This is a genomic window from Microbulbifer thermotolerans (genome assembly GCF_900112305.1).
GTDB classification, from domain to species: Bacteria; Pseudomonadota; Gammaproteobacteria; order Pseudomonadales; family Cellvibrionaceae; genus Microbulbifer; species Microbulbifer thermotolerans.
Genome location: NZ_FOKT01000005.1, coordinates 227005 through 242425, shown reverse-complemented (window position 1 = coordinate 242425; position 15421 = coordinate 227005). Strand labels below are relative to the sequence as shown.

Genomic DNA, 15421 nt, shown 5'->3' with positions numbered 1-15421 from the left:
TAAACTAGGCACTCCGCTGGCGCAACTGGCAACCAGGATATAAACGAATCAGCCAATAAGAGAACCACCAACAAGAATAAAGTCATGGAAATCGCCGAATCGGAACAAGAACAACTGGGGCGCTACCAGATTGAACGCACGCTCGGCGCTGGCGGCATGGGCATTGTCTACCTGGCCAGGGACACCCGCCTGCAACGCCAAGTGGCTATCAAAAAGTTGCGCAAAGACGCCACCAGTGCATCCGCTGGTGCCAGAATCCAGAGCGAAGCTCAACTGCTGGCCAAGCTTAACCATCCCAATATCGTGCAGCTCTACGACGTGCTCGAAGAGCCCGCCGGTATCGCCCTGGTGATGGAATACATCGACGGAACCTCTCTCAAAGAATGGATGCGCGAACACTCCGCCCCGCTGCGGGACAAGCTCAGCCTGCTGATGCAGATCTGCAAGGGTCTTACCGCTGCCCACAAACTCGGCATCATCCACCGCGACCTCAAGCCCGATAATATCCTGATCACCATCGATGGCACCGCCAAGATCAGTGACTTCGGTATCGCCAAGTCCCAAAATGAGGACGCCCAGAATATCACCCGCGAGGACCATGTTGCGGGTACTGTTGAGGCAATGTCGCCGGAACAGTTGAAGGGCCAGCCCCTCGATACGCGCAGCGATCTCTTTAGCCTCGGCACCATCGCCTATGAGCTACTGTGCGGCCGCAAACCTTTTGACCAAGGCGAGAACGGTGCCCTTGCGTTGGCGCACCGCATCGTCAACGAGCCCCATCTTCCGCCGGGACACGCTTGGCCCGGTATCCCCGAGCCAGTGGCAGCACTGCTGGACAGGCTGCTGCACAAGGATCCACAACAGCGCCCCCAGTCCGCCCAACAGGTGTACGAGGCTCTGGACTTTCTCTACCAGCACCAGACGGACGATACCGATACCCGGGAGTTCTCCGCCACCGTAACCCAGCTATTGCGCAAGCCTCCCAGCAGGCGCCGCCGGGTTCTGCGCGCACTCACCGGTGCCACGGGCTTTGTCGCAATGGGCATCGCCGGTTACTTCGGCTGGGAGTACGCCACCCGCCTGGACCCACAATATATCGCTGTACTTCCCGTGGAGATCAACGGTGAAGTGCGCGGCGAAGAAAACGCCAAAGAGCTAACCGCAGCTATGGTGCGGCAGGCAATGATGAATGCAGCCTCGCGGCTCAAGGCCTCTGCGCTGGTCAGTTTTACCCCGAAGGAGGGGCAGGATTTTGATGCGCAGTTGCAGGCGCTCAGGGACAAAGGGGTAACAGACGCCCTGCTGGCACGGCTGGAGTGTGCTCGGGTGCGATGCGAGATTGAATTGCAGCGGATTGGGCCGGCAGATGGCCAGATAAAACAACAAGCAAGCTTTGTGCTCTTAACGGATAAGAAGCAAGAATCAAGCTATCGGGTTTCCAACACAGCGACTTATCTCTTTTCACCCAACTATATTCGCCACGCGTCCACTCCAGAACTAATGGGCGATGAGGATTATGAAGTATACCTGGACATAATTGCTCGTTCAGAAAAAAGGCTTATCAGCGAGTCTGACTTGAAGTTGTTAGACAACCTCCTTTTACGATATCCCAAAAATGAAAATTTGTATCGAGCATACATAAAAGCCGTTACATCTCTTTATGTAAGCACAAATAAGTCTGAACTCATAGCAATGGGGGTGGAGGCGCTATCAAAAGCAAAATCGCAAGGAATTGGAGAGCGAACAATATTAGAGCTTGAACTCTGGCTAAGAACATATGACACCAATAGAGAGGCTTTTGATGCCCTGTTACCTCAATTACTTGCACTCGATTTCCCGCCGGCTGAAATAATAGCGAAATACGCAAAATCTCTATATATCCAGGGCAAATACGACTCAGGAATACGTTACGCCAACAAGGCAGCCGAAATCAATCCCTCGAAATCGAACTTATATTTGCTTGCTTTAAACTATTTTGGAAATGGCGATTACCCAAACTCCAAAAAAATACTAGAGAGAATCATACAGAAATACCCAGAACACTGGAGCTCTTATGGGCTTCTCGGCGCTATACTAATAGAAATGGGAGAATACCCACAAGCATTGTCAGCAATTTCAAAAATTCCGCAGGAATCCCTCAGCTGGCACGACCACTCCAACCTGGGAGTTGCAAATCTTCTTCAAAAAAATTACGAAGCCGCACTAGTCAATTATAAAAACGCATTAGAAATAGCTCCCGACAACCTGACAACATTAGCCAATATTGCTGAGATATATACCATTACAAACAACAAAGAACTACAGAAAAACCAATATGAAAAAATTCTTCAATTAACAGAGGGAAGCTCTAACATTGAAGCAAAAATTTACAGAGCACTTTCAATCGCATACTTGGGCAACATCTCCGATGCGATAACACTTATATACAAATTAAACCGAGAGTACCCAGAAGATACAAACGTTAAATATGTATCAGCACAAATATATTTGCTGGCGAGAGAGTATCGTTCAGCCTCAGTATATATAGATCAACTTTTGGACCAGGGAATGAGTGCAGACTGGTTTTCTTTACCTACATTTGCCCAGCTCTGCACCCAAAAGGAAACGCCCCGGAAAATCACTGACAAAATCTGTCGTTAACTAGTCTTCCGTTCGCACAGCGACTTTAGGATCACCAGAGACAAAGTGCATACCAGTCTCCACATCTTCACATATCCACAAGAAGGAAAAATTATCTGGGATATGTGCTTTATCTCTGATCTTGATCACCAGCTTAGTGTAGTCACCATCAACGGACCTAGCCCTGGACCTGAACTGGTGCCGAAAATCCGGACTTAACGCGATAATCCCGTCCAATTTTCTGCGGCGAAAGCGGGCAAATTCTAAATCTCGTCCAGGCACCTCTGTCTGATCTAAGGTAATCTTTAGAGTCAACACGCCCTTACCTTTAAAATTGAACTGCATATTCCCAAAATGCTCATCCGGATTGTCCGCATTATACAGTGGCCAATACAGAGGTTTGCCGTCGACCGGCTCCCTTGGCTGTAATACCAAGTCCAGCTTAAGCCCCTCTTTGGGAACATCACATTCCAATACCGGTAACTCTTCGCAACTTATCACAATTCCACCCCCTATCCTTTTGGATTATGTGTCGCACAAAATTTATGAAATACAGCGCACCCCGGAACATACTCCTATTGCTCCGAGCACAAAAACAAGTGCGCCAAAACAGAATAAACCGCAATAAAAAGAGCCGGCAGCAACGGGGGTTACTACCGGCCAGAATTGATGGTCCCAGCCATCGACGATTACAACAACACTATCAAGAGCGAAATGTGGCATCCGTGCCGCCAGTCGAGCCCATCCCTAAACCGCGGCAGATCAGACTCTGTACCTGCCGGGTCCGACTCGACCTCTCAGCTTGCGCTGACAGGGCTTCCTTACCATACTGCGCCACTCAGGGCGCAGACCTCCGATCCATCGGATCCGGTCGCTGAAGGGGTCAGCTGTCCCTAGACATCGCACCCGAATCCTTTCCAGTGCGCCCCCTCAACCCTGTGCGCTACTCTACGGATTCCTCGATTACAGGTCGATCACACGCCATTACACGCTATTACACAGCCGGTCGTTTTTTATCCTGTTCGGAGCTGTAGTCCGGCCAGGCGCGGCGCATACACTACTCTCCAGAGTATTTCTGGATGAGCGTCCCTGCCAATTACGCATATACGCATGTATCTTCATCCCCTCTGAGCTGCTACAGTCGAGCTATAACAATAAACGACATATAGCGAGGATAAAATGGACATTAACCTTTCCGACGTAAAAATTCTTTCTCCCCGGCGCAACACCACCCGCGCGGCGAGCATTGCGGCACTGGCGCGGGAGCAGTTGCAACATTTCTCGATCGATGCCGACTCCGAGCACGGCCGACTGTTGCTGGAGACGGCGGAGTTGCTGTACCAGGCGCAAGGCAACCTGAATCAGCTTTGGACGCAGAGCGCTGAGACGTTGAGACGGCTGGACAGGTCGGATAAGGTTGCCTACTTCAACGCCAAACGCTTTATGAGCTTCCAGCTGGCAAAACTGCTGGACACGCTGCAAAATCCCTTGCGCGCCAGTTTCCAGAGCCTTCAAGGGGAGGATTTCAATAGCACCACCCGCGGCGGCTATCCTCTGTTCGATAATATCCCGGCGATTTTTTCCGCCACGCCGGTGATCGCGCGCACCGCCACCTATATCTACGCCTGCACCGAATGGGTCGACGACGCCTTCCGCGGCCGCGAGCCGAGTCACGATATCTATTCCCGCCTGTTGAATCCGACCTCCATTTCTCTCGCCAACGCGATCGTCGACTTGGAGTGCGGGCCAGCCGCCAACGAGTATATGGCGTGGAACTTCAATTCCGGCATGGCCGCGATCGACGCGCTGCTTTCCAATCAGCTGAGCAGGGGTGATATCCTGATCGTATCGCGCCATATTTACGGTGGTGTGTACCAACTGTTACACGACTTCTACGCACGCGACGACAAACTGGCTATCAACCTGGTCTGGTTCGACGGCACTACCGGAGACGCTTTTGAGCAGGCACTCGCACAAACTCAGGAAACTTTTTCCGAAGCCGTGAGAAATGGCGCGCGGATTCACGTATATATTGAGTCACCCTGCAACCCCCACGGCACAATGCTGGATGTGCCCGCTATCTGCCGCATCGCCCACCGGGAAAACATCCTGGTCAGCCTTGACTCCACCCTGGCGACGCCTTTCCTTTATCAGCCGCTCAGTCGCAAGAACCGCGCTGAAAGGCCGGACTTTGTAGTGCATTCCTACACCAAAGATATTGGCGGAAGCGGCGCGGCCACGGCTGGAGTAGTCATCGGTGAAAATCACCGCATGTTCATACCCAAAGGCGAAAGCGCCAAGGGGCTGAACTGGGACCAGAGCATGTTCTGGAACGTGTACTACATAAAAGGCGCATTTCTGGACGCGGATAAAGCCTGGGAGGTACAAAGCGGCATGCGCACGTTGGAAATGCGCATGCTAACCAAATGCATCAACACCCTGTGTCTGAGCCACTTTTTTGCCAGCCATCCGAAGATACGCGTCAATAGCCACGCGTTGGAGCAGCACCCGAACAGCGGTCTGCGTCAAGCCCTGATGCGCCATCAATTGCCAACACCGCTGTTCAGTATCGATATGGAAGCTGCGCAGTTGCCCACCGATGCCTTCAAGCGTTTCTTCGACGCCCTGGAACCGGCCTACGGCCAGATGGTAAGCCTGGGACAAACCAACACCATGGTGCTCTGCCCGGCACTCACCTCCCATTCGGAGCTGTCGCCGGAGGCAATGGAAGCGGCGGACATTCATCCCACGACTATCCGCATCTCCGTCGGTGACGAAAACGTGGCACAGCTGGCCGCCCACGTGGTCAGCTGCTCGCGGCTGCACCTGGACCCGGTCTGCCCCGGCTTCAGCGAAGAATTTATGGGCCCAGAGGAAGCCGACGCGCTGTTTGCGGGCTTCTATCTCGAGTCACACAAAAAAGTGGCGGCGGCATTCCCCAAAGTGTCCGACTACCTTTGACCCATGCCGCCAGTGGCTCGCGGCCGCGCACCAGCAGTTGGCCGCGGCCATCCCCGGCGGCGGAGGTAGCGGATTGCGACACTGTCCCCGAAATCCGCCCGCTTGTTGCACTCTCATATATCCCGTAATATCAGTTCTTTTCTGCCCACAATTTAATCAAACAAAATGCTGAACCTACCCGTGCGCCTGCTGGGCGTCTTGTTGTACTGTTTTTGCAGTTTCGCCTTTTCCAGTCCGGCCTCGGCTCAGAGCTACGAAAAGCTCTACAGCGATTACCGCGACAGTCTTTACCAGATTCGGCTAATCGAAAAATCTTCCAACTCGAAGGCCGGGCTCGGCTCTGGATTTCAGATATCTCCCGATGGCCTTATCGCCACCAACTACCACGTGGTGGCCGAAGCGGTACGCGATCCGGATAAATACCAGCTCGAGTATTTATCGGTGGACGGTACAAAGGGCAAACTGACTCTACTGGATATCGACGTCATTAACGATTTGGCGCTATTGCAACAGGACAAACCCGGACCAGACCACCTGCTGCTGGCGGAAGACACCCCCAAAAAGGGTGAGACCATCATATCCCTCGGTAATCCCCTGGACCTGGGGATGACCCTGATCCCGGGTACCTACAACGGTATCGCCAGTGGCAGCTTTTACGACCGTATTCACTTTGCGGGCTCCATCAACCCCGGTATGAGTGGCGGTCCGGCAATCAACACCCGAGGCCGCGTGGTGGGCATCAACGTGGCCACTGCCGGCAACCAAGTGAGCTTCCTGGTGCCAGTGGAAAAACTGGCCGCGCTGCTGAAACACTTCCGTACGCAAAACAACAAGCTGGACCTGAAACAAGTCACCTATCAGCAACTGTTGGCCAACCAACGCCGCATCATTGATGCGGTGTTAAAGGCAGAATGGAGCAAGCGCTCCCTGGGGGAAGCCAAAGTGGTCGGCGAAATCGTCCCCGCCATCCAGTGCTGGGGGAACACACTTGAGGACGACGACAACCCGGTCAAACGCATCGACAAGGGCTGTACCGGCCAGGATGTGGTCTTCCTCGCCGACGACTTCAATACCGGCCGTGTCGAGTATGAGTTTTTCTGGCTGGAGGCTGACGACAAGTTGCTGCCATCACGCTTTTACGCCGAATACGAGGCCCAGATGAGCAGCTTCTATCCGGGTAACAGTGCCGGGGAAGACGACGTCACCAACTTCCGCTGCAAACAGGCCTTCACCAGCCAGGCGCGCGACGGAGAAGCCTCACCCTCCAAGCCCGCTCACAACAAAATGGAACCGACCATCGCGCGGACCAGCTACTGCGTGCGCCGCTATAAGGATTTTCCGGATCTTTACGACATCTTCTTTTTAAGCCTCAGCGTCGACCAGAAAAACCGCGCCCTGGTCAGCCACTTCACCCTGTCCGGCTTCACCCGGGAATCCGCCGCGGCCTTTACCGAGAAGTTTACAAGCGAGATCCAATGGCACTGATTATCGAAGAGTTGAACCGCGCCAATCGGGTACAGGCCCGCTACCGTATGGACGGGCCACACTTTACCCTCGGCCGCGGATTTGACAACGACGTTATTCTGGAAGATATCCACGCAGATGCCCGCCACGCGGAAATCCGCCTCGGCGAGGACGGCCGCTACTACCTGCGCGACCTGGGCAGCACCAACGGTACCCGCTTGCTGGGCAACGGGCGCAATCAAGCCGTCGGCCCCGGTGCAGTAACGGAGCGCATCATCGAATCCGGCGACTTGGTGCAATTGGGAAAAACTCACCTGCGCCTGACCCACAGTGAAACGGCCGTACCTGCGGCGGTACCACTGCACTCCTTGGAAAGCTTTTTTGAACGTTTGTCCCGGCCAGCAGGCGCCATAGGACTCCTGCTGGCCGCAGCCCTGTTCACCCTGCTGATCAGCTACCTCGGCTATGCGCGCACCTACGAGTGGCCCGTTGCGGTCAATCTGCTCATCGGCAGCATCGTCGGCCTCCTGGTCTACGCTGGCGCCTGGGCCTTTATCGGCCGGGTTGTGCGCCACGAAACCAACTTCTTCACACATCTATCCATAGCCGCACTGGGTGCCCTCATCTACACCGGCTGGGAATGGTTTAGCTCACTGCTCAATTACAACTTCGCCCTCGGCAGGCTGGTCCAGGTACTCGACTTGGCCGTGCTGGCACTGTTGTTGCCGGCCATGCTCTGGTGTGCCTGTTACCTGGCCACCAATATTCCCCGTATTTGGCGCTGGGGCGTCGCCCTTCTACTGCCCTGGAGTTTTCTAGGCCTCGGTCTGGCAGAAAAGATAGCGGATATGGACAGCTTTAGCGAAATACCGGAGATTTCTACTGAAATCAAATACCGGGATTTACTGCTGCGGACACCGGTTCCGATGGAAGAGTTTATCGCCGATTCCCCGGCGCTGTTTGATATTCCGATCGAAAAGAACCGAGACAATCCCCCGCAGATAGAAACCGCTGCGCCGGACGACAGTGAAGACAAAAATTCCCTGAACAGATCCATCGGCAGCACGACGGAGACAGACTCTTGAGCAATGCTTTTTGGAGCCCGGCACTGGCGCGACTGGAGCCCTATGTGCCCGGCGAGCAGCCCCGCGGCCAATCGTTGATCAAACTGAATACCAACGAAAACCCGTATCCCCCCTCCCCCCGCGCGCTGGAAGTCCTGAGTGACCCGCACCTGGCGGATGCCCTGCGCCGCTACCCGGACCCGGAGTCGGGGGAGCTGCGCGAGGTCATCGGCGCGCACTTCGGCCTTACGTCTGAACAGGTTTTCGTCGGCAATGGCTCCGACGAAGTGCTGGCGCATAGCTTCTACAGCTTCTTTCAGCGGGATGAACCACTGCTCTTCCCGGATATCACTTACAGCTTCTATCCCGTCTACTGCCAGTTGTACGGTATTGACTGGCGCACACCCGCGTTGCGGGAGGACTTCCGAATCGACGTAGAGGACTATTCCGGCGCCGCGGCTGGCGTCATACTCCCCAATCCCAATGCGCCAAGCGGCCGCTGCCTGCCGCTAGCTGACATCGAGCGGCTGCTGCAGCTGCAACCGCAGCGGGTGGTCGTCATCGACGAAGCCTATATCGACTTTGGCGGTGACAGCGCCGTGACCTTGATCGACCGCTATCCGAATTTGCTGGTGATCCGCACTCTATCCAAGTCTTACTCCCTGGCCGGCCTGCGCCTGGGCTTCGCCCTGGGACAAGCGCACCTGATCGAGGGATTGAGCCGCACCAAGAATTCGTTCAACTCCTACCCGGTGGACGCCATAGCCCAGCGCGTTGCCGCCGCGGCTATCTGCGACAGCGCCTACTTCAAGGCGTGCTGCGACAAGGTAATTGCCAGTCGCAGTTGGACCACAGAGGCATTGCGGACCCTGGGCTTTGACGTGGTGCCGTCCAAAGCCAACTTTATTCTGGCCCGGCCACCGGGTATCAGTGCCGAAGCCCTTTACCGGGAGCTGCGCGCGCGGAATATTCTGGTTCGTTACTTCAATAAACCGCGCATCAGTGAATATCTGCGTATTTCCATTGGCACAGAGACGGAAATGCAGGCGCTGGTACAGTGCTGTAAGGAGATCACCGGCAAACACGCTGGCGGCACCGGGGCCCTATAATGATCGCACTGCGCTGCTGCGCGTACGCCCTCGCCTCCACGCGCAGTGCACAGCCGCCACAGGACTTAATATCCGCATGGATTGCCCGGACAATGGGAGCGATCCCAGATTTTTGAATTACTTTTGCTATTCAGCGGTTATGCATTCTTTTTTGACCATCAGCCTCATAAGCAGCCTCCTCCTCTTAACCGGCAACGCCAGCGCCAACCCGTGGGAAACAGTCGGGCACCCGGCCCCCCTGGCCCCGGCCAGCATAGGCACCTATACCAACGGTTGCCTCAGCGGTGCCGAGCAGATGCCACTGCGCGGCGAGGGCTTCCAGCTGGTGCGGACCGGCCGCAATCGCCACTACGCCCATCCCGCCACGGTTGCCTTCCTGAAAGAATTTGCCAGCAGCGTGGCACACAACGGTCTCGGTCGACTGCAGATTGGCGATATGTCCATGGCCCGCGGCGGCCCATTCCGCAGCGGCCACCGCAGCCACCAGACGGGCCTGGACGTGGATATCTGGTACTCCCAGGACAAGCGCGCGGCCGAACGCCCGTTGACCCCCTGGGAGCGGGACAATATCTCCGCCATCCCCCTGGCGGACGAGCGCAACCATCAGCTAATCGAGAAAAACTGGAACGACAAGGTCCCGCGTATATTGCGCCTGGCAGCGGAAGATGACCGGGTTGAACGGATATTTGTACACCCCACCATCAAACGCAAACTGTGCGCAATTGCCGGCAGCGATAACCAATGGCTGCGCAAAGTACGCCCCTGGTGGGGACACAACTATCATTTCCATGTACGCCTCGCCTGCCCGGAGGGCGACGGTTCGTGCAAACCCCAACGCCCGGTTAACAATGCGCCCTGTGGCGCAGACCTGGACTGGTGGTTTAGCGATGAATTTTACGCAATGCTGAAAGGCACAGCGCCAACACCGGAAAAACCCAAGCCCAAACCAATGCCACAACAGTGCCAACAGGTGTTAAACGCGCCCTGAGCGCCGAACTGGAAAAAAACACATGATCAACACCCTGCTTATCTGCGGCGGCGGTGGCAGCGAACACCAAGTCTCCCTGCGCACCGCAGACTTTATCGAGCGCCAGCTGTGCGAGCTGGAAGAGGTGGCTCTTGAGCGCGTGGAAATGGACGGCAACGGCCGCCTCACTGACCGGCACGGCCAAGTGCGGCGGCTGGACCAGGATCGGATGCTGCGCGATGAAAATGGCGGCGCCTGGGAAGTCCACTATGTCATTCCCGCCATACACGGCTACCCCGGTGAAACCGGCGATCTGCAGTCACTGCTGGACTTATTCGGTATCCCCTACTACGGTTGCGGCCCCGAGGCGAGCAAGATTTGCTTCAACAAGGTCACCACAAAACTGTGGCTCAGCGCACTGGGGATTGATAACACGCCCTATCAATATCTCTCCAGCCGCGAACCGGAAGAGCTGGCCAAAGCCAGCATGGCACTAGAAGAGTGGGGACAAGTCTTCGTCAAAGCCTCGAACCAGGGATCTTCGGTGGGTTGTTACAAGGTGAGTTCCACACAAGAACTGGACAGGGCACTGGAACAAGCCTTCGCCCTATCCCCCTATGTTTTGGTGGAAAAGTGCCTGAAAGTACGTGAGCTGGAAGTCGCCGTCTATCCTTACGAGGGTAAATTAGTCATCACCCCGCCCGGCGAAGTGTGTGCGCCGGCCGGCAGCTTTTACAGCTACGAGGAAAAATACTCGGACGCCAGCCGCGCCGTAACCCACGTAGAAGCGCCCGGTTTAAGTGAGGCCCAAGTGAGCTGGATTCACGAAGCGGCGCGGCGCGCCTTTGTCGGCCTGCAGCTCAAGGACCTGTCGCGCATTGACTTCTTCCTGACCGAAAGCGGTGAAATCTATTTAAATGAAGTCAATACCTTCCCCGGTATGACCTCCATCTCCATGTTTCCCAAGATGATGGCGCACGCCGGCCACGATTTCCGCCGCTATATGGCCAACTTGATTCGTGCGGCAGTGAATAGGCAGTCCTGAAAATTGCCCGTTCGGGCAGAACTTTGAACCGGGATCCGCTGCGGATAATCAAAACAGCCCTCCTTTTGGCCCGCGTCAATGAGAAATCAGCCAGCTTTCCTGCCTGCGGCGGGAAAACTGGCTGCGAAGAAACTCCATCTGGTCCCCGCGAATACGGTCGCTATTGATCAAAGCCAGATACTCGGCAGCGTTGGGACAAAAAGGCAGCGCCAACAGCTCCATATCGAGCTCTTCCAGCAGGCGGTTACCCTTGTGTTGGTTGCAGCGCCGGCAGGCCGTCACGACATTTTCCCATTCATCTCGTCCCCCTTTGGAAACCGGGTGCACATGATCTCGGGTCAACTCTCTGGAACAGAACACATTGCCGCAATAAAGGCAGGTGTGCTCATCGCGATAAAACAGTGCGCGATTGGTCAGTGGCGGGCGCTTGCGCGGACGTGCCATACGCTCGCCGCCGCAGGCGATAATCGCCGCCAAATCCAGGCATGAGCGTTCGCCGTCACGGTTGATGCCGCCGTGCACCCGCTGCACCACCCCGCCCAGTGACCAGGTCACCAATTCCCGCACATACAGACAGGCCGCTTCCTGCCAACTCAACCACTCCAGCGGCTGCCCCGCCAGATTCAGACGCAGAATTCTCGCTTGCATCACTTCGCCTCCCCACAGTCTGCTGGATTACAACCGGTTACAGGAACGCACAACCGCTCCGGACAAGCGGCGGACCTTGCCGAACGGCAACAAAAAAGCCCCGCCGGCGAACCAGTGGGGCTTTTGGGAAAATTCAGGGGTGAGAGGGGTAACGCCCACGCAAATAACGCAGGTGGAAGGACACGGGGCGTTTCTGGTGCTGACTTACTGAATGCGTCACCCTCCGCCAGCCTATTGAAAATATGGCTGGATTGCCCTGATTAAAGCGGATAATTGTTGCAATTTCCAGACAGGAACGGTTGAGGAGGGAAAGGCGGGCCTTGCACTGGATGCCCGGGTCAATATTGTGCGCAAATAAAACACCGCCCGGGCAATCCAGCCCGAGCGGTGCGTCTCACAGGATGGTGCCCAAATCCCTGGGGCGCGCGCGGTGCAGTCCCTTATTCCTTTACCGCTGAATGCAGTCCCTTAATGCGTCCCTGCACTTTCATTATGGACGGGGGCGGAGAAAAAAGTAGGGGCAATCGGCTGATTTTTTTGTGCGAGATATCTCACAGAGGGAAGAAATATCCCACAAGGAAGCGACAAACGAGACCGAAAGTAGCGCCCTGTGGTAAAACTGGTGCGGAGGCCTATTGAAGAGGCGCCTACTATAGCTAGCTTCATTACGAGATCAATCACCCCCGTGAAAAAGCTGTTGAAATATACGCTTATTTTTCTATTCGTGCTCGTCATCGCGCTGGCAACTGCAGTGGTTGTTACCCCCGGCGTCAACCTGCCGTGGCGGCAGTTCACCGGCGGGGCCAAAACAAATACAGCCACCGTAAAAAATCAATTGCACAGCGCGGACGGTTACCGGGTAGAGCTCTTCGCCGAAGCGGTACCCAACGCGCGCTGGCTGGCAGTAACCCGGCGCGGCGATCTGATCGTATCGCAACCAAAGCGCGGCCAAGTCACTCTGCTACAGGCGGATGCCGACCGGGACGGTCGCACTGACGGCCAGCGGGTGCTGATAGATGGTCTGCGACGCCCTCACGGCCTCTTCCTACACGAGGGCTGGCTCTACATTGCCGAAAGCGATGGTGTCGGCCGCGTACCCTTCGATCACTCTGATGGACGGCTGGCAGGCCGCTACCAAAAAATCCTCGACGGCCTCGGAGACCAGGGCAATCACTGGACCAAAACCATCGCCATGGGGCCGGATGGCTGGATCTATCTCAGCAGCGGCTCCACCTGCAACGTCTGTGAAGAAAAGGATCCCCGGCGCGCCACCATCATGCGCTTCAAGCCCGATGGGAGCGACCTTGAAATCTACGCCACCGGACTGCGCAACAGTGTCGGCTTCGACTGGTCGCCGAGAGATGGCGGACTCTACGCCACCGACAACGGCCGCGACTGGCTCGGCGACGACTTCCCTCCCTGCGAATTAAATCTGATTGAAAAAGGCGCCTTCTACGGCTGGCCCTACGCAAACGGTGATCGTATCCCCGATCCCGATTTTGGCGTTAATGGCACACAAAAAGTCAAAGAAAAAATCGCCGCATCCCGCCCTCCAGTACACCAATTCGCAGCTCACAATGCACCGCTTGGAATCACCTTTTTGCGCAGCCCCACGCAACCTGCGGGCTACCGCGACGCAGCCCTGGTAGCACTCCACGGCTCCTGGAACCGCAGTACCAAGGACGGCTACAAAGTGGTCTCCCTGCACTGGGACGAGCACGGCAATATTCACCAAAAAGATTTTCTCTGGGGTTTCCTCGCAGAAGACGGAGAGGCGGTTTACGGCAGGCCGGTGGCCATTGTGGAAGACAGCGCCGGCAACATCTATATCTCCGACGACTACGCCGGCGCCATCTACCGCGTAAGGACTGGAGCGGTGGACAGCACACAGGCTGTCGCCGGCCGCAGAGCGCACCTGTCGGCGCCGCAAAAGCCACAGGCTATCGATTCCGATGCCGCCCGGCGTGGAAAAGCGCTCTACCAACAGCACAATTGCGCCGAGTGTCACAGCGCGCAACTACCGCTGCGCGGTTTGAGCAAAAAGTACAACCTGCGCACACTGGCGGATTATTTTGATACACCCACACCGCCGATGCCCAATTACGGCTTCAGCAAGCGCCAGAAGCGCGCTCTGGCGCACTATCTCATGTCCAGGGAAGAGAGTGGCATACTGCCAGCGGACTGAAGCGGCGCAATTGACCACTTAGCCTCCAGGGGATAAGGTTGCGCGGCACTACCCAGCTGGACACAGGACGGGCCCACGGCGGCGGCAAATTCCGTGTCTTGAATCGCGAGATGAAACTATGGCGGCAAAAAAGAAAGCGGCAACCTTTGAGGACGCGCTGGAGGAACTGGAAAAGCTGGTGGAGCGCCTGGAAACCGGCGATCTACCACTCGAAGAAGCACTGGCGGACTTCGAGCGTGGCGTCAAACTCACCCGCGAGTGCCAGCAAAAGCTCGCCACCGCCGAACAAAAGGTCAAAGTGCTGATGGAGGACAGTGGAGGTATCCGCGAACTGCCCTTCGATACAGAAGATGACAGCAGCAGCACGGAAAGCCCCTAGTGTCCGCTCCAACGCCAGACCAACTGCAAGACTTTCTGCGCCAGGCCGCCAAGCGCGTGGAAACCACCCTGAGCCAGGCCCTCGCACAACCCACCAGTGGTGCGGAAAAATTGTTCGCAGCCATGCGCTACGCCGCCCTGGGGCCCGGCAAGCGTCTGCGCCCCGCCCTGGTCTACGCCTGTGGGCAAGCACTGGGCGGCAGGGCATTTGATCCCGCCAGCTGCGACGCCGCGGCGGCAGCGCTCGAGTGCATCCACGCCTATTCCCTGGTCCACGATGACCTGCCAGCTATGGACGATGACGACCTGCGTCGCGGCCGGCCCACCTGCCACATTCAATTCGACGAAGCCAGTGCCATTCTCGCTGGCGATGCGCTGCAAACCGCCGCCTTCGAACTACTGCTGGCCAGCAGTACTGAGTCCGCACTGAAGCTAAACCTGTTGCAAGAACTGGCCGTGGCGGCCGGCGGGCGCGGCATGGTCGCGGGGCAGGCAATCGATCTCGACGCCGTTGACAAAACCTTGGACCTCGCGCACTTGGAGCGGATGCACCGCTTGAAAACCGGCGCACTAATCCGTGCCAGCGCCCGCATGGGCGCCCTGCTCGGCGGCGCGGATTGCGGGCAGCTGCAAGCCGTCACCCGCTATGCGGAGGTAATCGGCCTGGCGTTCCAGGTGCAGGACGACATACTGGATGTTACCGCCGACACCGCCACCCTCGGCAAAACCCAGGGCGCCGACGCAGCCCGCAACAAGCCCACCTATGTCTCCCTGCTGGGACTGGACGGCGCGAGAGAGAAACTCGACGGACTCCACGGTCAGGCTATCGATGCGCTGGCGCAGCTCGACGGCGAAACCCGCCTTCTGCGACAGCTCGCCGACTACATAGTGCAGCGAAGCCACTGAAAACAACCTGTCTCCGCGACCGACGGTATCCGCGCATGGGTTCCGAGACCCGTAGCCTGCGGCGGTTCCGTCGCA

General features: G+C 56.7%; 12 protein-coding genes. 10 read left to right on the top strand and 2 right to left on the bottom strand.

Going from position 1 to position 15421, the window contains the following annotated elements; all coding sequences use genetic code 11:
* The first annotated feature begins 84 nt into the window (after window positions 1–84).
* Window positions 85–2640 (top strand): serine/threonine-protein kinase, encoded by a 2556-nt coding sequence (locus tag BM155_RS09780; RefSeq protein ID WP_074902846.1) that lies wholly within the window; start codon window positions 85–87, stop codon window positions 2638–2640.
* Here BM155_RS09780 and BM155_RS09775 read toward each other — a convergent pair whose 3' ends face one another.
* On the bottom strand, window positions 2641–3120 hold the full coding sequence (locus BM155_RS09775; RefSeq protein WP_139223215.1) for a hypothetical protein: 480 nt from the start codon (window positions 3118–3120) through the stop codon (window positions 2641–2643).
* A gap of 678 nt (window positions 3121–3798) precedes the next feature.
* Between BM155_RS09775 and BM155_RS09770 the strand changes: the two genes are divergently transcribed.
* From BM155_RS09770 to BM155_RS09745, 6 genes are all read left to right on the top strand, one after another.
* Entirely contained in the window at window positions 3799–5580 is a 1782-nt protein-coding gene (locus BM155_RS09770; RefSeq protein WP_074902844.1) for a trans-sulfuration enzyme family protein, read from the top strand.
* Between the two features lie 165 nt (window positions 5581–5745).
* Window positions 5746–7065, top strand: a complete 1320-nt coding sequence (locus BM155_RS09765) for a S1C family serine protease (protein WP_083421143.1) — start codon at window positions 5746–5748, stop codon at window positions 7063–7065.
* Complete coding sequence (locus tag BM155_RS09760) at window positions 7056–8129, top strand: FHA domain-containing protein (protein ID WP_074902842.1); 1074 nt, start codon at window positions 7056–7058, stop codon at window positions 8127–8129. Before BM155_RS09765 ends, BM155_RS09760 begins: the two co-directional genes overlap by 10 nt.
* A complete protein-coding gene (gene hisC / locus BM155_RS09755) occupies window positions 8126–9217 on the top strand; it encodes a histidinol-phosphate transaminase (RefSeq protein WP_067155189.1) in 1092 nt (363 codons plus the stop codon). Before BM155_RS09760 ends, hisC begins: the two co-directional genes overlap by 4 nt.
* Before the next feature lie 151 nt (window positions 9218–9368).
* Window positions 9369–10205: a penicillin-insensitive murein endopeptidase gene (gene mepA / locus BM155_RS09750; RefSeq protein ID WP_231902382.1), complete on the top strand. Its 837-nt coding sequence runs from the start codon at window positions 9369–9371 to the stop codon at window positions 10203–10205.
* Between the two features lie 22 nt (window positions 10206–10227).
* The gene (locus BM155_RS09745; protein WP_067155192.1) at window positions 10228–11229 is read left to right on the top strand and encodes a D-alanine--D-alanine ligase; all 1002 of its coding nucleotides are present in this window, start codon (window positions 10228–10230) and stop codon (window positions 11227–11229) included.
* A 75-nt stretch (window positions 11230–11304) separates the two neighbouring features.
* Here the strand turns inward: BM155_RS09745 and BM155_RS09740 are convergent, their stop codons facing one another.
* Window positions 11305–11877: an HNH endonuclease gene (locus tag BM155_RS09740; protein ID WP_074902840.1), complete on the bottom strand. Its 573-nt coding sequence runs from the start codon at window positions 11875–11877 to the stop codon at window positions 11305–11307.
* A 697-nt stretch (window positions 11878–12574) separates the two neighbouring features.
* On the opposite strand from BM155_RS09740, the gene BM155_RS09735 reads away from it, so the two are divergent.
* From BM155_RS09735 to BM155_RS09725, 3 genes are all read left to right on the top strand, one after another.
* Window positions 12575–14062 carry a PQQ-dependent sugar dehydrogenase gene (locus BM155_RS09735; RefSeq protein WP_067157959.1) on the top strand — a complete coding sequence of 496 codons (1488 nt, stop codon included), beginning with the start codon at window positions 12575–12577 and terminating at the stop codon, window positions 14060–14062.
* A 118-nt stretch (window positions 14063–14180) separates the two neighbouring features.
* A complete protein-coding gene (gene xseB / locus BM155_RS09730) occupies window positions 14181–14441 on the top strand; it encodes an exodeoxyribonuclease VII small subunit (protein WP_067155197.1) in 261 nt (86 codons plus the stop codon).
* On the top strand, window positions 14441–15346 hold the full coding sequence (locus BM155_RS09725; RefSeq protein ID WP_231902383.1) for a polyprenyl synthetase family protein: 906 nt from the start codon (window positions 14441–14443) through the stop codon (window positions 15344–15346). Before xseB ends, BM155_RS09725 begins: the two co-directional genes overlap by 1 nt.
* Window positions 15347–15421 lie beyond the last annotated feature (75 nt).